Origin of the sequence: Acidovorax sp., assembly GCF_046294525.1 — a bacterium.
Taxonomy (GTDB): Bacteria; Pseudomonadota; Gammaproteobacteria; order Burkholderiales; family Burkholderiaceae_C; genus Acidovorax.
This window is the reverse complement of the sequence record NZ_JBKBKQ010000024.1, coordinates 50,423-71,002: the sequence shown is the minus strand read 5'-3', so window position 1 is coordinate 71,002 and position 20,580 is coordinate 50,423. Positions and strand designations below refer to the sequence as shown.

General features: G+C 63.0%; 12 protein-coding genes. 9 read left to right on the top strand and 3 right to left on the bottom strand.

The window, feature by feature from the left end:
• Nucleotides 1–906: 906 nt before the first annotated feature.
• Nucleotides 907–1,974: an AI-2E family transporter gene (locus ACK4HJ_RS18665; RefSeq protein ID WP_409834350.1), complete on the bottom strand. Its 1,068-nt coding sequence runs from the start codon at nucleotides 1,972–1,974 to the stop codon at nucleotides 907–909.
• A 269-nt stretch (nucleotides 1,975–2,243) separates the two neighbouring features.
• On the opposite strand from ACK4HJ_RS18665, the gene ACK4HJ_RS18660 reads away from it, so the two are divergent.
• The 5 genes from ACK4HJ_RS18660 (at nucleotide 2,244) to ACK4HJ_RS18640 (ending at nucleotide 9,927) form a co-directional block, all read left to right on the top strand.
• Nucleotides 2,244–5,123, top strand: coding sequence for a 2-oxoglutarate dehydrogenase E1 component (locus tag ACK4HJ_RS18660; protein WP_409834349.1), 2,880 nt, complete (start codon nucleotides 2,244–2,246; stop codon nucleotides 5,121–5,123).
• Nucleotides 5,124–5,174: 51 nt separating this feature from the next.
• Nucleotides 5,175–6,446, top strand: coding sequence for a 2-oxoglutarate dehydrogenase complex dihydrolipoyllysine-residue succinyltransferase (odhB, locus tag ACK4HJ_RS18655; protein ID WP_409834347.1), 1,272 nt, complete (start codon nucleotides 5,175–5,177; stop codon nucleotides 6,444–6,446).
• Between the two features lie 90 nt (nucleotides 6,447–6,536).
• Entirely contained in the window at nucleotides 6,537–7,964 is a 1,428-nt protein-coding gene (gene lpdA / locus ACK4HJ_RS18650) for a dihydrolipoyl dehydrogenase (RefSeq protein ID WP_409834345.1), read from the top strand.
• Nucleotides 7,965–8,044: 80 nt separating this feature from the next.
• Nucleotides 8,045–9,142, top strand: a complete 1,098-nt coding sequence (gene zapE / locus ACK4HJ_RS18645) for a cell division protein ZapE (RefSeq protein WP_409834343.1) — start codon at nucleotides 8,045–8,047, stop codon at nucleotides 9,140–9,142.
• Nucleotides 9,143–9,231: 89 nt separating this feature from the next.
• Entirely contained in the window at nucleotides 9,232–9,927 is a 696-nt protein-coding gene (locus ACK4HJ_RS18640; RefSeq protein WP_409834341.1) for a hypothetical protein, read from the top strand.
• A gap of 71 nt (nucleotides 9,928–9,998) precedes the next feature.
• On the opposite strand, the gene ACK4HJ_RS18635 is transcribed toward ACK4HJ_RS18640, so the two are convergent.
• Complete coding sequence (locus ACK4HJ_RS18635; protein WP_409834339.1) at nucleotides 9,999–10,790, bottom strand: PP2C family protein-serine/threonine phosphatase; 792 nt, start codon at nucleotides 10,788–10,790, stop codon at nucleotides 9,999–10,001.
• Between the two features lie 286 nt (nucleotides 10,791–11,076).
• Between ACK4HJ_RS18635 and ACK4HJ_RS18630 the strand changes: the two genes are divergently transcribed.
• Nucleotides 11,077–13,140 carry an ATP-dependent DNA helicase gene (locus tag ACK4HJ_RS18630; RefSeq protein ID WP_409834337.1) on the top strand — a complete coding sequence of 688 codons (2,064 nt, stop codon included), beginning with the start codon at nucleotides 11,077–11,079 and terminating at the stop codon, nucleotides 13,138–13,140.
• Here the strand turns inward: ACK4HJ_RS18630 and ACK4HJ_RS18625 are convergent.
• Complete coding sequence (locus ACK4HJ_RS18625; RefSeq protein ID WP_409834335.1) at nucleotides 13,103–13,900, bottom strand: outer membrane protein assembly factor BamD; 798 nt, start codon at nucleotides 13,898–13,900, stop codon at nucleotides 13,103–13,105. The two genes, ACK4HJ_RS18630 and ACK4HJ_RS18625, sit on opposite strands and share 38 nt — an antisense overlap.
• 202 nt (nucleotides 13,901–14,102) lie before the next feature.
• Here ACK4HJ_RS18625 and dnaE point away from each other — a divergent pair, with 202 nt between their 5' ends.
• The 3 genes from dnaE to clpA all read left to right on the top strand — a co-directional run bounded on the left by dnaE (nucleotide 14,103) and on the right by clpA (nucleotide 20,509).
• Complete coding sequence (dnaE, locus tag ACK4HJ_RS18620; RefSeq protein ID WP_409834333.1) at nucleotides 14,103–17,639, top strand: DNA polymerase III subunit alpha; 3,537 nt, start codon at nucleotides 14,103–14,105, stop codon at nucleotides 17,637–17,639.
• 95 nt (nucleotides 17,640–17,734) lie between these two features.
• Entirely contained in the window at nucleotides 17,735–18,103 is a 369-nt protein-coding gene (gene clpS, locus ACK4HJ_RS18615) for an ATP-dependent Clp protease adapter ClpS (RefSeq protein WP_409834332.1), read from the top strand.
• A 57-nt stretch (nucleotides 18,104–18,160) separates the two neighbouring features.
• The gene (gene clpA / locus ACK4HJ_RS18610; RefSeq protein ID WP_409834330.1) at nucleotides 18,161–20,509 is read left to right on the top strand and encodes an ATP-dependent Clp protease ATP-binding subunit ClpA; all 2,349 of its coding nucleotides are present in this window, start codon (nucleotides 18,161–18,163) and stop codon (nucleotides 20,507–20,509) included.
• Nucleotides 20,510–20,580: the final 71 nt, after the last annotated feature.

The following is a 20,580-nucleotide window of genomic DNA, read 5'->3' as shown; positions in this document are numbered from 1 at the left end:
TTCCCCTTCCAACAAACGAGTGAGTTGATGAGAGATCGAACTTCCCATCGTGGCACCTGGATGCCGTATTGCGCAACTGTGCGGTTCACTCGGGACGGGGAAGTCCCTTTCATTCGTTAGGCCTCTCATAACAAGCAGCCATTGCCATGTCAGATGTCATCGCAGCACACAAGCGTTCCTCCAATCATCGCCCGGAGCTGGCGAGCAGTGAGAAGTGCGGTTGCTTTTACTGCTTGGCCACATTCGCCCCAACGGCAATCAAGGAGTGGATTGACTGGCCTCCAGAGACGCCCGATGGACAAGAAAATGATGCAGGGACAACAGCAATATGTCCCGTATGCGGCATCGACTCAGTCATCGGATCATCTTCTGGATTTTCAATTACTAAGACTTTCTTGGAGCAAATGAGGAGCCATTGGTTTTAACTCCGTCACCTCTATAATTTGCCATTAGAGTGAGTTCCCATAGAACGGGCAACACAATGAGCGGCGCAACCATTCAAGCATCAGCCACCAGCCTAACCGGTTGGTCAAGCCGACGCCCACAAGCTCCGCTTGTGGGTGCCCTCCGTGCTTCGCACTCCGGCGCGGCTTACCGTGAGCGTTGAGCGCCAGCTTTCACCTGCCGCCACCGACTGCTAGTGGCCGATTGCCGACTTAGATCGGATAACCAGAGGCGTGACAATAGTGGCGCGCGACGGCGGTAGTTGGCGAGCGAAGGCGAGCTAAGTTGTTGAAAAATAAGGGTTTTTAGGCCCCTTTTAATCCGTTGGTCACAAGTTCGAATCTTGTACGTCCTACCACCCTTTCCATTCAAAAGCCTCCTTTCGGAGGCTTTTGTTTTTGGGTTACCCCAACAACGTGACGGGGCTGCCCGTGCAATTGCGCGGCCGAGCAACCGCCTTGTTCAACGCGGGGATGATGTGATCTCGGGCGGCGCGGGAGAGAACAGGTCCCAGCAAGCCATGAACAGGGCTGCAATCACCGGGCCGATCACGAACCCGGTCAGCCCGAAGATGGACATGCCGCCCAGGGTGGAGATCAGCACCACATAGTCCGGCATCTTGGTGTCCTTGCCCACCAGGATGGGGCGAAGGATGTTGTCGACGAGGCCTATTACAAAAATGCCGAAGGCCGTGAGCACCAGACCCTGCCAGATGGCGCCGGTGGCCAGAAAGTAGATCGCAACAGGAACCCAGATGAGCCCCGCGCCTACGGCTGGGAGCAGGGACAGGAACGCCATCAGAACGCCCCAGAGCACGGGGCCCTGAATGCCCAGAATCCAGAAGATCATGCCGCCCAGCGCGCCCTGAGACGCTGCCACTACGATATTGCCCTTCACGGTGGCCCGGATCACAGTGGTGAATTTATCCACCAGCTGCCGCTTGTGCGCCTCGTCCAGCGGCGTGGCCTGGCCGATGCGCAGTGCAAGTCGTGAGCCATCGCGCAGCAGGAAAAACAGCAGGTACAGCATGATGCCGAAGCTCACCACAAACTGCAGCGTGTTCTGGCCGATGCTGAGGGCCTGCGTGGCGACAAACTGGCTGGCCTGAACGGCCACGGACGAAAACCGCTGCTGCAGTTCGCCGATGGTGGTCAGGTTCAGGCGGTCCAGCAGGTTGACGGCCCATTCGGGCAGGGCGGCTATCACTTGCTGAAAGTACAGCCCGAAATTGAGTTGGCCCGAACGCACGCGGTCATAGATGGCCGTGGCCTCCTGGATTAGGGACACGGTGATCGCGCTCATGGGGAGGATGACCACAATCAGGCACAGCCCCAGGGTGCACAGTGCCGCCAGGTTGCGCCGCCGGGGCATGCGGCCCAGCAGCTTGCGGTGCAGAGGGGCAAACAGGATGGCCAGTACGACTCCCCAGAAAACGGCACCGTGAAACTGCCACAGGATGGCTCCAAACGCGAGGGTGACAAGAATCAGCAGGATCAGGAAGGCTTTGTTCTGGACGGTCGGAGATGTCATGAGGTGGCCTGGCAATCGAATACCCGGAATGTACGCGAGGCCAAGGGGCGGGCAGGCGCCAGCCGCACCCAATCAGACCTGATTTTTGCTGGGGGCCGGCTTTCACGTTGTCCTGCAGTTTGGGCGGGCCTGCGTTCAATGGCACAATGGCGGTCGCAACCCAAGGCCCTTCCCCAGCCACAGTCGCATCCGCCAATCGGTTCAGCCGTGTCGCGGAAGGTTTCTCAACCAGCTAATGCTTTCCTAAGGAAAGCGGAGGTCAGCGGAATATGAGCGATATGACATCCGTCTATCAAGCCTACCAAGGCAACACCTATCTCTTCGGCGGCAATGCGCCGTATGTCGAAGAGATGTACGAAAACTACCTTGCCAACCCGGGTAGCGTGCCAGACAACTGGCGCGAGTACTTTGACGCACTTCAAAATGTGCCTGCGGTGGACGGCAGCAATGCCAAGGACGTTCCCCACCTGCCCGTCATCAATGCCTTCGCCGAGCGTGCCAAGCAGGGCGGCACCAAGGTGGTCGTGGCTACCGGCGCGGATTCCGAACTGGGCCGCAAACGCACTGCGGTACAGCAGTTGATCGCCGCATACCGCAATGTGGGTCAACGCTGGGCCGACCTGGACCCGCTCAAGCGCACCGAGCGACCCGCCATCCCCGAGCTGGAGCCGTCTTTCTACGGCTTCAGCGATGCCGACCAGGAAGTGGTGTTCAACACCAGCAACACCTTCTTCGGCAAAGAGTCCATGACTCTGCGCGAACTGATCAATGCCCTGCGCGAAACGTATTGCGGCTCCATTGGTGCCGAATACATGTATGCCACTGACCAGAACCAAAAGCGCTGGTGGCAGGAAAAGCTCGAAACCATTCGCAGCAAACCCAATTTCGGCGCAGAAAAGAAAAAGCAGATCCTGGACCGCCTTACGGCTGCTGAAGGCCTGGAGCGCTTCCTGCACACCAAGTACGTCGGCCAGAAGCGTTTCTCCCTTGAAGGGGGCGAAAGCTTCATCGCCGCCATGGACGAACTGATCCAGTCCGCTGGCGCCAAGGGCGTCCAGGAAATCGTGATTGGCATGGCCCACCGCGGCCGCCTGAACGTGCTGGTGAACTCCCTGGGCAAGATGCCCAAGGACCTGTTTGCCGAGTTCGACCACACTGCCCCGGAAGACCTGCCCTCGGGCGACGTGAAGTACCACCAGGGCTTCAGCTCCGACGTGACGACCCCCGGCGGCCCGGTCCACCTGTCGCTGGCATTCAACCCCTCTCACCTGGAGATCGTGAACCCCGTGGTCGAAGGCTCTGTGCGTGCCCGCATGGACCGCCGCGCTGATCCCCATGGCAAGCAGGTTCTGCCCGTGCTGGTGCACGGCGACGCCGCCTTTGCCGGCCAGGGTGTGAACCAGGAAACTCTGGCGCTGGCCCAGACCCGTGGCTACTCCACCGGCGGCACGGTGCACATCATCATCAACAATCAGATCGGCTTCACAACGTCCGACCCGCGCGATGCGCGCTCTACGCTGTATTGCACTGACATCGTGAAGATGGTCGAGTCGCCGGTGCTGCACGTCAATGGCGACGATCCGGAAGCTGTGGTTCTGGCCACCCAGCTCGCCCTGGAATTCCGCATGGAGTTCAAGAAAGACGTGGTGGTGGACATCATCTGCTTCCGCAAGCTTGGCCACAACGAGCAGGACACGCCCGCGCTCACCCAGCCGCTGATGTACAAGAAGATTGGCCAACACCCCGGTACGCGCAAGTTGTACGCCGACAAGCTCGCTACGCAAGGACTGGGCGAGACCCTGGGCGATGACATGGTCAAGGCCTACCGCGCCGCCATGGACGCGGGCAAGCACACGGTGGACCCTGTGCTGACCAACTTCAAGAGCAAGTACGCCGTGGACTGGAGCCCTTTCCTGGGCAAAAAGTGGACGGACGCTGGCGACACGGCCATCCCCCTGGCCGAGTGGAAACGCCTGGCCGAGAAGATCACGACGATCCCCGAAAGCGTGACGCCGCACCAGCTGGTCAAGAAGGTGTACGACGACCGCGCGGCCATGGGCCGTGGCGAGATCCCTGTGGACTGGGGCATGGGCGAGCACATGGCTTTTGCGTCGCTGGTGGCCAGCGGCTACCCTGTGCGCCTGTCCGGCGAAGACTGCGGCCGCGGTACGTTCACGCACCGCCATGCGGTGATTCACGATCAGAAGCGTGAGAAATGGGACGAAGGGACCTATGTTCCGTTGGCCAACGTGGCCGAAAACCAGGCCCCATTTGTCGTGATCGACTCCATCCTGTCTGAAGAGGCTGTGCTGGCGTTTGAATACGGCTACGCCTCCAACGACCCCAACACCCTGGTGATCTGGGAAGCCCAGTTCGGCGACTTCGCCAATGGCGCCCAGGTGGTGATCGACCAGTTCATCGCGTCGGGTGAAGTGAAGTGGGGCCGGGTGAACGGCATTACGCTGATGCTGCCGCACGGCTATGAAGGCCAGGGTCCTGAGCACAGCTCGGCCCGCCTGGAGCGCTTCATGCAGCTGGCCGCCGACGCCAACATGCAGATCGTGCAGCCCACCACGGCCAGCCAGATCTTCCATGTGTTGCGCCGCCAGATGGTGCGCGACCTGCGCAAGCCGCTGATCATCATGACACCCAAGTCGCTGCTGCGTAACAAGGACGCCACCTCGCCGCTGTCCGAGTTCACCAAGGGCAGCTTTCAGACGGTGATCCCTGAGCAGGACGAGGCCATCGTGAAGAAGGCCGCGAAGGTCAAGCGCGTGATCGCCTGTTCCGGCAAGGTGTACTACGACCTGGTGAAGAAACGCACTGAGCGTGAGGACGACGACGTCGCCATCATCCGCGTCGAGCAGCTCTATCCTTTCCCGCACAAGGCTTTTGCTGCCGAGCTGAAGCGGTTTCCCAACGCCACGGACATCGTGTGGTGCCAGGACGAGCCGCAGAACCAGGGCGCCTGGTTCTTCATTCAGCACAACATCCACGAGAACATGCTTGACGGTCAAAAACTCGGCTATGCCGGCCGCGCGGCCTCCGCATCGCCCGCCGTGGGGTATGCCCACCTGCACCAGGAGCAGCAAAAGGCGCTGGTGGATGCTGCATTCGCCAAGCTCAAGGGTTTTGTCCTGACCAAGTAAGGCCAGCTACCCGAACGAACACAGAACAGAACCCTACTGAAAGAATTCAAAATGGCTATCGTAGAAGTCAAAGTCCCCCAGCTGTCCGAATCCGTGGCCGAGGCCACCATGCTGACCTGGAAGAAAAAGGCCGGTGAGGCCGTGGCGGTGGACGAAATCCTGATCGAGATCGAAACCGACAAGGTTGTGCTCGAAGTGCCCGCACCGTCGGCTGGCGTGCTGGCCGAAATCATCCAGGGCGACGGCGCCACCGTAGTGGCCGACCAGCTCATCGCCAAGATCGACACCGAGGGCAAGGCCGGTGCCGCTGCGCCCGCATCCGCCCCTGCCGCTGCCGCACCTGCCCCCGCTGCCGCTGCACCTGCTGCAGCGCCTGCCGCCGCTGGTGGCTCCAAGGGCGATGTGGCCATGCCCGCCGCTGCCAAGCTGCTGGCAGAGAACAACATGTCCGCATCGGCCGTGGCCGGCACGGGCAAGGACGGCCGCGTGACCAAGGGCGACGTGCTGTCTGCCGTGGCCGGTGGCGCCAAGGCTGCCGCGGCTCCGAGCGTGATCCCTACCGGCGTGCCCACCAAGGCACTGCCCCAGGTAGCAGCGCCCGCCGGCAAGGAAGACCTGAGCGGCCGCCCCGAGCAGCGAGTGCCCATGAGCCGTCTGCGCGCCCGCGTGGCCGAGCGTCTGCTGCAGTCGCAGTCGACCAACGCCATCCTGACCACGTTCAACGAAGTGAACATGGCGCCGGTGATGGACCTGCGCAAGAAGTTCCAGGACAGCTTCACCAAGGAACATGGCACCAAGCTGGGCTTCATGTCCTTCTTCGTCAAGGCTGCTGTGCACGCCTTGAAGAAGTACCCCGTGCTGAACGCATCGGTGGACGGCAACGACATCGTCTACCACGGCTACTTCGACATCGGTATCGCCGTGGGCTCGCCCCGCGGCCTGGTGGTGCCCATCCTGCGCAATGCAGACCAGATGAGCTTCGCCGACATCGAGAAGAAGATTGCCGAGTTCGGCAAGAAGGCTGCCGAAGGCAAGCTGGGCATTGAAGAAATGACCGGCGGCACGTTCTCCATATCCAATGGCGGCACGTTCGGCTCCATGCTGTCCACCCCCATCATCAACCCGCCCCAGTCGGCCATCCTGGGCGTGCACGCCACCAAGGACCGTGCCGTGGTGGAGAACGGCCAGATCGTGATCCGCCCGATGAACTACCTGGCCATGTCCTACGACCACCGCATCATCGACGGCCGCGAAGCCGTGCTGGGCCTGGTGGCGATGAAGGACGCGCTGGAAGACCCATCGCGCCTGCTGTTCGACATCTGATCCACTGACTGCATCGACCCACCCGCGTGGCCCGGCCTCTGGTCCTGCCCGCCGGTGGGTCTTTCTCCAACAGACTGAACGAGATTTCCCATGAGCAAACAATTTGATGTGATCGTCATCGGTGGCGGCCCCGGCGGCTACATCGCCGCCATCCGCGCAGCCCAGCTGGGCTTCAATGTGGCCTGTATCGACGAATGGAAGAACGAGAAGGGTGGCCCCGCACCCGGTGGCACCTGCACCAACGTGGGCTGCATTCCCTCCAAGGCGCTGCTCCAATCGTCCGAGCATTTCGAGCACGCCAACAAACACTTTGCCGAGCACGGCATCACGGCCAGTGACGTCAAGATCGACGTGGCCAAGATGATTGCCCGCAAGGACACCGTTGTGAAGCAGAACAACGACGGCATCCTGTATCTGTTCAAGAAGAACAAGGTCAGCTTCTTCCACGGCCGCGGTTCTTTCGTGAAGGCCGCTGAAGGCGGGTATGAGATCAAGGTGACCGGCGCCGCCGAAGAAACGCTTTCGGCCAAGCAGATCATCATCGCCACGGGCTCCAACGCCCGTGCGCTGCCTGGCGTGCCCTTCGACGAAGAGAGTGTCCTCTCCAACGACGGCGCTCTGCGTGTGGGCGCCGTGCCCAAGAAGCTCGGCCTGATTGGCTCGGGCGTGATCGGCTTGGAAATGGGGTCGGTGTGGCGCCGCCTGGGTGCTGAAGTCACCATCCTGGAAGGCCTGCCGACCTTCCTGGGTGCGGTGGACGAGCAGATCGCCAAGGAAGCCAAGAAGGCCTTCGACAAGCAGGGCCTGAAGATCGAGCTGGGCGTGAAGGTCGGCGAGATCAAGACCGGCAAGAAGGGTGTGAGCATTGCCTACACCAACGCCAAGGGCGAAGCCCAGTCGCTGGACGTGGACAAGCTCATCGTTTCCATCGGCCGCGTGCCCAACACCATCGGGCTGAACACCGAAGCCGTCGGCCTGCAGCTCGATGAGCGCGGCGCCATCGTGGTGGACGGCGACTGCAAGACCAACCTGCCCGGCGTGTGGGCCGTTGGCGATGTGGTGCGCGGCCCGATGCTGGCGCACAAGGCCGAGGAAGAAGGCGTTGCCGTGGCCGAGCGCATCGCTGGCCAGCACGGTCACGTCAACTTCAACACCATTCCCTGGGTCATCTACACCAGCCCAGAGATCGCCTGGGTGGGACGTACGGAGCAGCAGCTCAAGGCCGACGGCGTCAAGTACAAGGCCGGCAGTTTCCCGTTCCTGGCCAACGGCCGCGCGCGCGCGCTGGGCGACACCACCGGCATGGTCAAGATGCTGGCCGATGCCGAGACCGACGAGATCCTGGGCGTGCACATCGTGGGCCCGCAGGCCAGCGAGCTGATCTCCGAAGCCGTGGTGGCCATGGAGTTCAAGGCCAGCAGCGAAGACATCGCGCGCATTTGCCACGCGCACCCGTCGCTCTCTGAAGCCACCAAGGAAGCGGCCCTGGCGGTGGACAAGCGCACTCTGAACTTCTGATTTTGGATAAAAACAGGCTCTAGCGCTTGCTGGATAAGCGCTAGCAGCTATCAAAATCATAGTTTTAGAGTGCTGATTTCGTGACTGTCAAACAGGCGTATCTGGCCGAATTGGCCGCCAAGGGCTACAAAAGCGATCCCGCCCAGCTGCGGGCAGTGGATGCGCTGCAGCGCTGCGCTGACGACTGGGCAGCCTACAAAGCGCGGCGGTCCAATGCGCTCAAGAAGCTGATCAACCGCCCCGAGGTACCCCGAGGCGTGTACATGTACGGCGGGGTAGGGCGCGGGAAAAGCTTCCTCATGGAATGCTTTTTCGATGCCGTCCCCCTCAAGCGCAAGGTGCGCCTGCACTTTCACGAGTTCATGCGCGAAGTACACCGCGAGCTGGCAGGGCTGCAAGGCACCGTGGACCCGCTGGACGTGCTGGGCGCGCGCATTGCCAAGCGCTACAAGCTCATCTGCTTTGACGAGTTCCACGTCGCGGACATCACCGACGCGATGATCCTGCACCGGCTGCTGGCCGCGCTGTTTGATAACGGTGTGGGCTTTGTCACCACCTCCAACTTCAAACCGGACGAGCTTTATCCTGACGGCCTGCACCGCGACCGCATTTTGCCGGCCATTGCGCTGCTCAACGAACGGCTGGAGGTCGTGAACGTGGACAACGGCACCGACTACCGGCGCCGCACGCTGGAGCACGTGAAGCTCTACCACACCCCCCTGGGGCCCGAGGCCGACGCCGAGATGAACCAGGCCTTTGACCAATTGGCCGAGGTGCACGAGGAAGACCCTGTGCTGCATATCGAGCAGCGCGAGATTCGCGCGCGGCGCAAGGCTGGTGGCGTGGTGTGGTTTGATTTCAGAACGCTCTGCGGCGGACCGCGTTCGCAGAACGACTATCTGGAGATCGCCACGCAGTTCCACACCGTGCTGCTCTCCGATGTCCCGCACATGCCGGTCAGCATGGCGTCGCCGGCGCGCCGCTTTACCTGGCTGGTAGACGTGTTGTACGACCGGCGCGTCAAGCTCATCATGTCGGCCGCCGTCCCGCCCGAGAAGCTGTACACCGAAGGCCCGCTGGCCCACGAGTTTCCGCGCACGGTGTCGCGGCTCAATGAGATGCAGTCCAAAGAATTCCTGGCGCTGGAGCGCCGCATGGTGGACACGGGGCTCACATGAACCTGCATAAGCGACACGTTGCTCTGTACATCCCGGCGCCCGTGCCGCGATGGTGGAAGGCTTTGTTGCCTGCTGGCGCGCCTGCTTGCGTGCTCGCTGTTGTGCTGGCTTTGCTGTCGGCGCTGCCGTCCGTGCAGGCAGCGACCGCCCAAACATCCGAACAAGAGGCCACCCCCCTGGAAGTGGCATCGGCGCAGCGCAAAGCAGAGCATGAGCGCATCCGCGCGGAGCGGGCGGCCCTGCAAACCCAGCGCCAGCGCGACGAGGCGGTCTGCTATCAGAAGTTCTCGGTGGAGGATTGTCTGCGCGGCGTGCGCGCCCAGGTCCGCGATGCGGAGACCCGCTTGCGCAACCGCGAAATTGCCCTGAACGATGCGGAGCGCAAGGAGAAAGCGGCGGAGCGTTTGCGTGCCATTGAAGAGAAACAGGGCGCTGTGTCGTCGGCTGCGTCTGCCGCCGGGGGAGTGCCCGGGACCACCTTGCGCCATCCCAGCCGTGCCGCCGACGCTGCGACAATCAAGGCCCAGAAGGACCAGGATGCCGAGCGTCGCGCCTTGGCCCAACGCGACAGGGTGCAGGCGCAGGCCCAGGAGCAGTTGGCGCGGAATGCCGACAACGCCGAGCGCGCCGCCAAGGCTCGGGCTAGGCAGGCTGAGGCGCTCAGGGCGGCCGACGAGCGCCGCGCCCGGGTGGAGAAGGCCCGCGCAGATGCTGCGTCAGCGGGTCGTGTACCTGCTGCGCCATTGCCCGCTGCGCCATTGCCAGCTGCGTCGGCAGCGCGCTGAGGAGATCGCGCTCCATCCAGGGCCCGTCGCCGGTGGGGTCCAGCCCCATGTGCATCAGGCTCTGTCAGTAGCTAGGCCGTGGTGAGGCGAGCCACCTTCTTCTCTTCGACAAGCGCCTCGATCTTCACGATCACGAGCGACAGGTTGTCGCCGCCGCCTCGCGCCCGCGTACGCGCTTTTTCGATGAGGAACTCCGTGGCTTCGCGGGGCGAGAGGGAGTCCACCACCGAACCCAGCTCGGTGGGCGAGAAGTAGTGCCACACGCCATCGCTGCACGCCATGAGCACGTCGCCGGGTTGCAGCTGCGGAATGATGTGCGTCGTAACAGGCGGGTCGCTTTCAGTGCCCAGGCACCCCACCAGGATGTTGGAGTGCGGGTGGTTATTGGCCTCGGCCTCTGTCAGCTCACCGCGGTCCACCAGGGCCTGCACGTAGGAGTGATCGCTGGTGCGCGACACCAGACGCGAGCCTTGAAAGTGGTAGATGCGCGAGTCGCCGGCATGCACCCAGTGGCAGTCGCCACGCGGGTTGATCAGGAAGGCGGCGATGGTGCTGTGCGGCTCCTGCTCCGACGAGATGGCCGTGAGGCGAATCACGATATGGGCTTCTTCCACCATGCTCTTGAGCATGGCCACCGGGTCGTCGGTGTCGGGTGAATAGCGCTCGAACAGCTGGCGCGCTGTCATCATCACCTGGTCGGACGCCTTGCGGCCCCCGCTGCGACCGCCCATGCCGTCTGCCACCACACCCAGCACGCAACCGTTGTGCCGGGGGTGTGCGATCAGGGCCACCTGGTCTTGCTGGTATTCCCGGTCGCCCTTGTGGATGCCGGTGGACGCGATGAGGCGGAACGCTTTGGTCATGCTGGTGATTGTGGAGCGCGCGTGCGCAAACGCCCACCGAAGCGGCGGGCCAAGCGCGTATTATCCGCCCGCCTGTCGCATTTTCGCCATCGCAGCGCCCTTGGCCCTGACCCCGTTTGACTGACTCCCACATATCCTCCTTCCGTCCCGCACGGCGCGGTGATTTCTCATCCGCCACTGCGTGGACAGCCTGCTGCAAGCGTCGCGCTCACCTGAAGACCCACACCGCTGGGGTGGGCCGGTGTTGCGTGTACTTGCACGTGCGTGCGCAAGCCGGGGCCGCCTGATGGCACTTGCGGACATGGTGCAAGCGGTGTTCGCACCCGACGGCGTTCTCGCCCGGGCGGATGCCCAGTTTCAGCCGCGGGAAGGACAAACCGCAATGGCCGTCGCGGTGGCCCGCACGATGGAGGAAGGGGGCGCCCTGGTGGTGGAAGCGGGCACGGGTGTGGGCAAAACCTTCTCGTACCTGGTTCCGGCCCTGCTCAGCGGTGAGCGCGTGCTGCTGTCCACCGCCACCAAGGCGCTGCAAGACCAGCTGTATTCCAGGGATCTGCCGCGGCTTGCGCGCACGCTAGGGCTGCCGGTGCGCATGGCCCTGCTCAAGGGGCGCGCCAGCTATCTGTGTCTGCATCACCTGGAGCGGGCCCGTCAGGATGCACAGGCGGGCCAGCCTGGGGTGGCGCGCGTGCTTGGCAAGGTCGAGACCTGGGCGCAATCCACCACTACGGGCGATCTGGCGGAACTGACGGGGCTGGACGATCGCTCGCCCGTGATTCCCCTGATCACCTCCACCCGTGAGAACTGCCTGGGCTCGCAGTGCCCGCAGTTCCGTGAATGCCACGTTCACCGGGCCCGCCGCGAAGCGCTGGCTGCCGACATCGTGGTCATCAACCACCATCTCTTCTTTGCGGACGTGGCGGTGCGCGAATCCGGCATGGCCGAGCTGTTGCCCACCGTGCGGGTGGTGGTGTTTGACGAGGCGCATCGGATCAACGAAACCGGTGTGCAGTTCATGGGTCTCCAACTGAGCTCCGGACAACTGCTGGACCTGGGCCGGGACCTGCTGGCGGTGGGGCTGCAGCACGCGCGTGGCATGGCGGACTGGCTGGGCCTGGCACGCGCTGTAGAGCAGGCCGCGCAAGACCTGCGCCTGGCCGCTGGCGAAGCGCGCGGCGGCGTCAAACTCCGCTGGACCGGCGAGTACCCTGACGGCGTGGACGGTGTTGCCTGGCGCAGTGCCCTCGGGCGTGTGGCCGAGGCCTGTACTCAGGCCCTGGACGCGCTGGACACGGTGAGCGAGATAGCGCCGGACTTCGTGCGTCTGTACGAGCGCTGCAAGGAACTGCTGGCGCGGCTGGCGCGGTTTACCCGTGAAGGAAGCGCCGAGGGCGTGCGGTGGGTGGATGTCGGGCTTCAGGTGCGGCTGGTCGAGTCGCCCCTGGACATCGCCGAGGTCATGCGCACCCGCCTGTTGGGTGCTCCCCCCATGCCCGCAGCGGACCAGGACGGCTGGCCTGAGGATCCGGCCGCAGCATCCCCCTCGGCTGCAAGCAGGGCCTGGATATTCACTTCCGCCACGCTGGGCGACGATGAAGGTCTCACCTGGTTTACGCAGCGTGCAGGCCTGCAGAACGCGCGCATCTTGCGCGTGGCCAGTCCGTTCGACTATTCCCGCCAGGCCGCGCTGTATGTGCCGCGCAACCTGCCGTCGCCTGCCGACCCGACCCACAGCGCAGCGCTGGCGCAATGGGTGGGGCCAGCGGCCTTGCAGTTGGGTGGACGCACGCTGGTGTTGACCACCACGCTCAAGGCCCTGCGCACCGTGGGCGACGCACTCCGTAGCACGGTAGGCGGCACTGGCAGGCTGGAAGTGCTGATGCAGGGCGAATGGCCCAAGCGCAGGCTGATGGAACGGTTCCGCGAGGGCAGCGACCAGGGCCGGCGCGGGTGCGTGCTAGTGGCATCGGCCACGTTCTGGGAGGGCTTTGACGTGCCGGGGGATGCGCTGCAACTGGTGGTGATAGACAAGCTTCCGTTTCCCCCGCCGGGCGACCCGCTGGTAGAGGCGCGTACGCAAAAGATCGAAGATGCGGGAGGCTCGGCGTTCAAGTCCTATGCGTTGCCTGAGGCTGCTGTGGCGCTAAAGCAGGGTGCGGGCCGTCTGATACGCCACGAGACTGACCGAGGCATTCTGGTGGTGGGAGACAAGCGGCTTGTGACCATGGGCTACGGCAAGCGGCTGCTGGCGGCGTTGCCGCCCATGCGGCGCCTGGAAGCGCCTGAAGATTTTGAAGAGGCGCTGCGGGCGCTTACCAGAACTTCCACCACGGATCTGCCTTGCCCTTGAAGCCGCCGCGCACCATTTCGCTTTGTGGGTACGAGGTGTCCATCACGCGGCGTGCGTCGTCGCGCAACTGTGTCATGCCCAGCGCGTCATACGACTGGATCAGGATGTACAGTGCTTCTTCCAGGGCGGGCACGCCTTGGTAGTCGGCCAGCGCCACCTGCGCACGGTTGATGGCCGCCACATAGGCGCCGCGCTGGTAGTAGTAGCGCGCCACGTGCACTTCGTACTGCGCGAGCGAATTCACGATGTATGTCATGCGCTGGCGCGAATCCTGCGCGTAGCGTGAGTCAGGAAAGCGCGTGACCAGTTCGCTGAACGATTCAAACGAATCCTTGGCGGCTTTCTGGTCGCGTTCCGACAGATCCTGGCGCGAGATGAACGAGAACAGTCCCAGGTTGTCGTTGAAGTTGACCAGCCCCTTGAGGTACAGGGCGTAGTCCAGCGCGGGGCTGGCGGGATGCAGCTTCATAAAGCGGTCCAGCGTGGCGATGGCCTGGGCCTTTTCGCCGGCCTTGTATTGGGCGTAGGCTTTGTCGATCTGCGCTTGCTGCGCCAGTGGCGTACCTGCTGCGCGGCCCTCCAGTTTCTCCAGCAGCGGCACGGCCTTGTCGTAGGCACCGCTGTTCATTTCGTCCTGCGCTTCGGAGTGGATGCGATTGGGGCTCCAGCCGGCTGTTTTGTCCACAGAGGTGCTGGAGCAACCCGCCAGCAGGCCGGCGATGAGCAGGGCGGAAATGAGGGGCAGAGGAGCACGCAGCATTGCAGGCAGCTTTCAGCAAATGGAAATCAACGGGACAGAGGGGCGGCCCCGTTTGCAGCGGCTGCAAATCGGTCTGTGCGGCGGCGCCCCGGGCACGCGGGCCATTGTACCGGCGGCACGGATGCACCTGTAGCTGGCGCCGCCGCTCCAGAGGGCAACAGGAGGAGGAGTAGGGACGGGCGGGCTTTCTACAATGTCCGGCATGTTTGTCCATCTGCGCCTGCACACTGAATTTTCCGTCGTTGACGGTACCAACCGCATCGATGAGGTGGCCAAGGCCGCCGCAAAAGACGGCCAGCCTGCGCTGGCCATCACCGATCTCAACAACCTGTTTGGCGCCATCAAGTTTTACAAGGAGGCCCGGGGCAAGGGCGTCAAGCCCATTCTGGGCGCCGAGATTTTCCTGGAGGGCGAAGCAGGCGCACCGCCCTCCCGCATGATCCTCCTGGTGCAAAGCCGCCAGGGCTATCTCAATCTGTCGGAACTTCTGGCCCGTGCGTGGACGCGCAATGTGGTTAAAAATTTGGCGCTGTGCACGTGGGACTGGCTGCACGAGCTGTCCGAGGGCTTGATTGCGCTCGCTGGCGCCCAGGCTGGCGCCGTGGGACAGGCATTGGTGAAGGGCGACGACGCAGGGGCTGCAGACCTGGCGCTGCGCCTGGCGGGGATTTTCCCGCACCGCTTTTACATCGAGTTGCAACGCGCGGGGCGCGCGGACGATGAGAGCCATGTAACCGCAGCCGCGCAACTGGCAGCACGCCTGAACCTTCCGGTGGTAGCGACCCACCCTGTCCAGTTTGCGACCCCCGACGACTACGAAGCCCATGAAGCCCGCACCTGTATTGCAGAAGGCGAGATCCTGGCCAATCCGCGCCGGGTGCGCAAGTTCACGCGCGACCAGTATTTCAAGTCGTCGGCCGAAATGCAGGCGCTGTTTGCAGACGTGCCCTCGGCCCTGGAGAACACGGTGGAGATTGCGCAGCGCTGCAACCTCACGCTGGTGCTGGGCAAGCCGCAATTGCCCGACTTTCCCACGCCCAACGGCATGCCCATCGACGAGTACTTCCGGCACGCGTCGTTTGAAGGGCTGGAAGAGCGCTTGAAGCTGCTGTTCCCCAACGAGGCCGAGCGCGAAAAGCAGCGCCCGCGCTACGTGGAGCGGCTGGAGTTCGAGATCGGCACCATCCTCAAGATGGGGTTCCCGGGCTACTTCCTCATCGTGGGTGACTTCATCCAGTGGGCCAAGAATAACGGCTGCCCGGTGGGGCCGGGGCGTGGCTCGGGTGCGGGCTCGTTGGTCGCCTACGCACTCAAGATCACCGACCTGGACCCGCTGGAATACAACCTGCTCTTCGAGCGCTTCCTGAACCCCGAGCGGGTGTCCATGCCCGACTTCGACATCGACTTCTGCCAGGGCAACCGCGACCGCGTGATCGACTACGTGAAGGACAAATACGGCAAGAACGCCGTGAGCCAGATCGCCACCTTCGGAACCATGGCCGCCAAGGCCGCCATCCGCGACGTGGGCCGCGTGATGGACATGAGCTACACGTTCTGCGATGGCATCTCCAAGCTGGTGCCGGGCAAGCCGGGCATGTCGTACACGCTGCAGTATCCGCCCGAGGTGAAAAAAGAGGGCGACAAGAACAACTATGCGCTGGAGCTTGAGCCCATGCTCTACGAGCGTGTGCGCAAGGAAGAAGACGTCAAGACTGTCATCGAGATGGCGCAAAAGCTCGAAGGCATGACGCGCAACATCGGCATGCATGCCGGGGGCGTGCTGATTGCGCCGGGCAAGCTCACCGATTTTTGCCCGTTGTACCAGCAGCCCGGCAGCGAATCGGCCGTGAGCCAGTACGACAAGGACGATGTGGAGGCCATTGGCCTTGTGAAGTTCGACTTCTTGGGGCTGGCCACGCTCACCATCCTGGAGATTGCGCGCGAATTCATCATGAAGCGCCACAAGGGTCAGGAGAACTTCACGTACGAGACCGTGCCGCTCGATGATGGCAAGACCTACAAGCTTTTTCAGGACGGACTCACCGAGGCCGTGTTCCAGTTTGAAAGCCGGGGCATGCAGGGCATGCTCAAAGAGGCCAAGCCCAGCCGCCTGGAGGACCTGATTGCCCTGAACGCGCTGTACCGGCCAGGCCCCATGGACCTGATCCCGACTTTCGTTAACCGCAAGCACGGCAAGGAGCCAGTGGAGTACCCGCATCCCCTGGTCGAGCCCGTGCTGGCGGAAACCTACGGGATCATGGTGTACCAGGAGCAGGTGATGCAGACCGCCCAGGTGCTGGGGGGCTACAGCCTAGGCGGCGCCGACATGCTGCGCCGGGCCATGGGCAAGAAGAAGGCCGAGGAGATGGCCGAACACCGCGAGATCTTCCGCAAGGGGGCGGCAGAGAAAGGCATCAGCCAAGAAAAGGCCGACGAGGTGTTCGACCTGATGGAGAAGTTCGCGGGCTACGGCTTCAACAAGTCGCACGCTGCTGCGTACTCGTTGCTGGCCTACCACACGGGCTGGCTCAAGGTGCATTTCACGGCCGAGTTCTTCTGCGCCAACATGACCGTGGAAATGGATGACACCGACAAGCTCAAGGTGTTGTACGAAGACGCGGTGAAGAACTTCGGCATGACGTTTGAGCCGCCGGATGTGAATCGCGGCATGTACCGCTTCGAGCCCGTCACCGACAAGATCATCCGCTACGGCCTGGGTGCCGTGAAGGGCACGGGCCAGCAGGCCATTGAAGCCGTTGTGGCCGCGCGCGAGGGGCGCGGCGAAGGGCCGAACGGCTCCACGAAGGGCCCGTTCAAGAGCCTGTTCGACTTCTGCCTGCGCGTTGACAAGGCACGCATGAACAAGCGCACTGTGGAGGCGCTGATCAAGGCGGGCGCGTTTGACTCCATCAACATGAACCGCGCGGCGCTGGTGGCATCCATCGACCGGGCCTTTGACTTTGCAGCGGCCAGCCTGGCCAATGTGAATCAGGGAGGCTTGTTCGACATGATGGGTGACGACACCCATGGCTCCAGCACGCAGGAGCCCGAGTTGGTTGAAGCGCTCCCCTGGGGCATCAAGGAGCGGCTCACGCTGGAGAAAACGGCCGTGGGCTTCTACCTGTCGGGCCATTTGTTCGACGAGGTGGCCACGGAAGTGCGCCGCTTTGTACGTACTCAGATCGACGAGCTGCTCGACAGCCGCGAGCCGCAGGTGTTGGCCGGCATCATCAGCGACTTCCGAGTCATCAACGGGCAGCGGGGCAAACTGGCCCTGTTCAAGCTGGACGACAAGTCCGCTGTCATCGAGGCATCCGCCGACGAGGCGCTCATCAACACCTACCGCAACCAGCTCAAGGAAGATGAGTTTGTGGTGATGATGGGTCGCCTGCAGCTGGACCACTTCAGCGGCGGCCTGCGCGTGAAGGTGCAGCAGGTGTGGGACATGGCGGGCGCGCGCTGCCGCTTTGGCAAGTATCTGCACGTGATGGTGGGCGACACCGCGCCGGATGTGCCTCGGCTGGTGAGGGAGTTTCCCCCGCGCCGCGAAGAACTGGAAGAGGGCGAGCTGGTGCACGGGCTGCGTGTGCGCATGGGCGTGCGCTGCAAGGCCGACGACGTTGCGGCTGTGGCCGAGCTGCAACTGGGCGAAAACGCCCGTTTTTTCCCTTCGGACGCAGCTCTGGCGGCATGGGCGGCGCAAGCCGGCAGCGGTGCCACCACGGTGGTTTACGAGTAGAAGGGGCGTGCAATTGGGTTCGCTGCCGCGTGGGTTGAAAATACCGGGCCAACGCCCAACTTCTTCTGCGGCAGGCCCCGGTCGGGGTCGCTAGAATGATTTTCATGGCAACAAAACCACCTTCACCCCCCACCGCGCCGCCGGTTACCCGGCCAGCGCGGGATGATGGCGGTTCGGTCGTGCTGGAGAGGCGCACCCAGAAGACCCAGCCGCCCCAGATGTACCAGGTGGTCATGCTCAACGATGACTACACGCCCATGGAGTTTGTCATCGTGGTTTTGCAGGAGTTTTTCAGCAAGGACCGAGAACAAGCCACACAGATCATGTTGAAGATCCACCTCGATGGCAAAGGCGTCTGCGGCGTGTATACCCGCGACGTGGCAGCCACCAAAGTGGAGCAAGTGCTTGACGCCGCCATGAAGGCGGGCCACCCACTGCAATGTGTCAGTGAACCTGTTGAATAACAGGTTTTTGATCCGACTTTAAAGTTATCCCTTCCACGCAAGCACAAAGGAGTTCACATGATTGCCCAGGAACTGGAAGTCAGCTTGCACATGGCCTTTGTTGAGGCCCGTCAGCAGCGCCACGAGTTCATCACCGTGGAGCATCTGTTGCTTGCATTGCTCGATAACCCCAGCGCAGCGGAGGTGCTGCGCGCTTGTTCGGCCAACATCGATGATCTGCGTTCATCGCTGTCGAACTTCATCAAAGACAACACACCCCAGGTCGCTGGCACCGACGAGGTGGACACACAACCCACGCTGGGCTTCCAGCGGGTGATCCAGCGCGCCATCATGCACGTGCAGTCCACGGGCAACGGCAAGAAAGAGGTGACGGGTGCCAACGTGCTCGTGGCCATCTTTGGCGAGAAAGATTCGCACGCCGTGTACTACCTGCACCAGCAGGGAGTCACGCGCTTGGACGTGGTCAATTTCATTGCCCACGGCATCAAGAAAGGCGAGCCACCAGAACCCGCCAAGGCCGACAACCAGGCTGAAGGCGAAGAGGGCGCAGGCGGCGAGCGCAACGAAAAAGCCTCGCCGCTGGAGCAGTTCACCCAGAACCTGAACCAGGCGGCTAAGGACGGCAAGATCGACCCGTTGATCGGCCGCAACTACGAGGTCGAGCGCACGATCCAGATCCTGTGCCGCCGCCGCAAGAACAACCCGCTGCTGGTGGGTGAAGCCGGTGTGGGCAAGACTGCGATTGCCGAGGGCCTGGCCTGGCGCATCACCCAGAACGACGTGCCCGAGATCCTGGCCGAGGCCACCGTGTATTCGCTTGATATGGGCGCGCTGCTGGCGGGCACCAAATACCGGGGTGATTTCGAGCAGCGCCTCAAGGGCGTGCTCAAGTCGCTGAAGGACAAACCCAACGCCATCCTGTTCATCGACGAGATCCACACCCTCATCGGTGCGGGCGCGGCGTCGGGCGGTACGCTGGATGCGTCCAACCTGCTCAAGCCAGCGCTGTCCAGTGGCCAGCTCAAGTGCATCGGTGCGACCACGTTCACCGAGTACCGTGGCATTTTCGAAAAGGATGCCGCGCTGTCACGCCGTTTCCAGAAGGTTGACGTGGTCGAGCCCAGCGTGGCTGAGACGATCGACATCCTGAAGGGCCTCAAGAGCCGCTTCGAAGAGCACCACAGCGTGAAGTACGCGGCTGCGGCATTGCAGGCGGCAGCGGAACTCAGCGCCAAGTACATCAACGACCGCCATCTGCCCGACAAGGCCATCGACGTGATCGACGAGGCCGGTGCCGCGCAGCGCATCCTGGTGCCCAGCAAGCGCAAGAAGACCATTGGCAAGGCCGAGATCGAGGAGATCGTGGCCAAGATCGCGCGCATCCCGCCCGCCAATGTCAGCAACGACGACCGCAGCAAGCTGCAGACGCTGGAGCGTGACCTCAAGAGCGTGGTGTTTGGCCAGGACAAGGCGCTTGAAGTGCTCGCTTCCTCCGTCAAGATGGCGCGCTCGGGTCTGGGCAAGGGTGACAAGCCGATCGGCTCGTTCCTGTTCAGCGGCCCCACCGGCGTTGGCAAGACCGAAGCGGCCAAACAGCTGGCCTACATCATGGGCATCGAGCTGATCCGCTTTGACATGTCCGAGTACATGGAACGCCACGCCGTGAGCCGCCTCATCGGCGCGCCTCCAGGCTATGTCGGTTTCGACCAAGGTGGTCTGCTGACGGAAGCCATCACCAAGAAGCCGCACGCGGTGCTGCTGCTCGACGAGATCGAGAAGGCGCACCCGGACATCTTCAACGTGCTGCTGCAGGTCATGGACCATGGCACGCTGACGGACAACAACGGCCGAAAGGCGGACTTCCGCAACGTGCTCATCATCATGACCACGAACGCGGGCGCCGAGACCATGAACAAGGCGACCATTGGCTTCACCAACCCGCGTCAGGCGGGCGACGAAATGGGCGATATCAAGCGCCTGTTCACGCCCGAATTCCGGAACCGGCTGGATGCCATCGTCAACTTCAAGGCCCTGGATGAGCAGATCATCCTGCGCGTGGTGGACAAGTTCCTGCTGCAGCTGGAGACGCAACTGGCCGAGAAGAAGGTCGAAGTCACCTTCACCGACGCTCTGCGCAAGCACTTGGCCAAGAAGGGTTTCGATCCGCTCATGGGCGCACGCCCGATGCAGCGCCTGATCCAGGACACGATCCGTCGTGCCTTGGCCGACGAGCTGCTGTTTGGTCGCCTTACCGAAGGTGGGCGCCTGACGGTGGACATCGAGATGAAGACCGACGACAAGGGCGTGGAAACCCCCGAGGTGCTCCTGGACATCCAGCCGCTACCCAAGAAGGACCGCGCCGCCAAGTCCGAACCCGCGGAGCCGGAAGAAGCCACCGCCGACTGAAAAATCCAGGATGGGTGCGGGGCGGGCTGAAAGGCCAGCCGCTGCCCTTCCGGGCTTCTTAACCCAAGCCG

What these genes read in the sequence shown, in the direction of transcription:
- ACK4HJ_RS18665 (WP_409834350.1), bottom strand. Translation starts at nt 1,974, where the DNA reads ATGACATCTCCGACCGTCCAGAACAAAGCCTTCCTGATCCTGCTGATT.
- ACK4HJ_RS18660 (WP_409834349.1), top strand. Translation starts at nt 2,244, where the DNA reads ATGAGCGATATGACATCCGTCTATCAAGCCTACCAAGGCAACACCTAT.
- odhB (WP_409834347.1), top strand. Translation starts at nt 5,175, where the DNA reads ATGGCTATCGTAGAAGTCAAAGTCCCCCAGCTGTCCGAATCCGTGGCC.
- lpdA (WP_409834345.1), top strand. Translation starts at nt 6,537, where the DNA reads ATGAGCAAACAATTTGATGTGATCGTCATCGGTGGCGGCCCCGGCGGC.
- ACK4HJ_RS18635 (WP_409834339.1), bottom strand. Translation starts at nt 10,790, where the DNA reads ATGACCAAAGCGTTCCGCCTCATCGCGTCCACCGGCATCCACAAGGGC.
- ACK4HJ_RS18630 (WP_409834337.1), top strand. Translation starts at nt 11,077, where the DNA reads ATGGCACTTGCGGACATGGTGCAAGCGGTGTTCGCACCCGACGGCGTT.
- ACK4HJ_RS18625 (WP_409834335.1), bottom strand. Translation starts at nt 13,900, where the DNA reads ATGCTGCGTGCTCCTCTGCCCCTCATTTCCGCCCTGCTCATCGCCGGC.
- dnaE (WP_409834333.1), top strand. Translation starts at nt 14,103, where the DNA reads ATGTTTGTCCATCTGCGCCTGCACACTGAATTTTCCGTCGTTGACGGT.
- clpS (WP_409834332.1), top strand. Translation starts at nt 17,735, where the DNA reads ATGATTTTCATGGCAACAAAACCACCTTCACCCCCCACCGCGCCGCCG.
- clpA (WP_409834330.1), top strand. Translation starts at nt 18,161, where the DNA reads ATGATTGCCCAGGAACTGGAAGTCAGCTTGCACATGGCCTTTGTTGAG.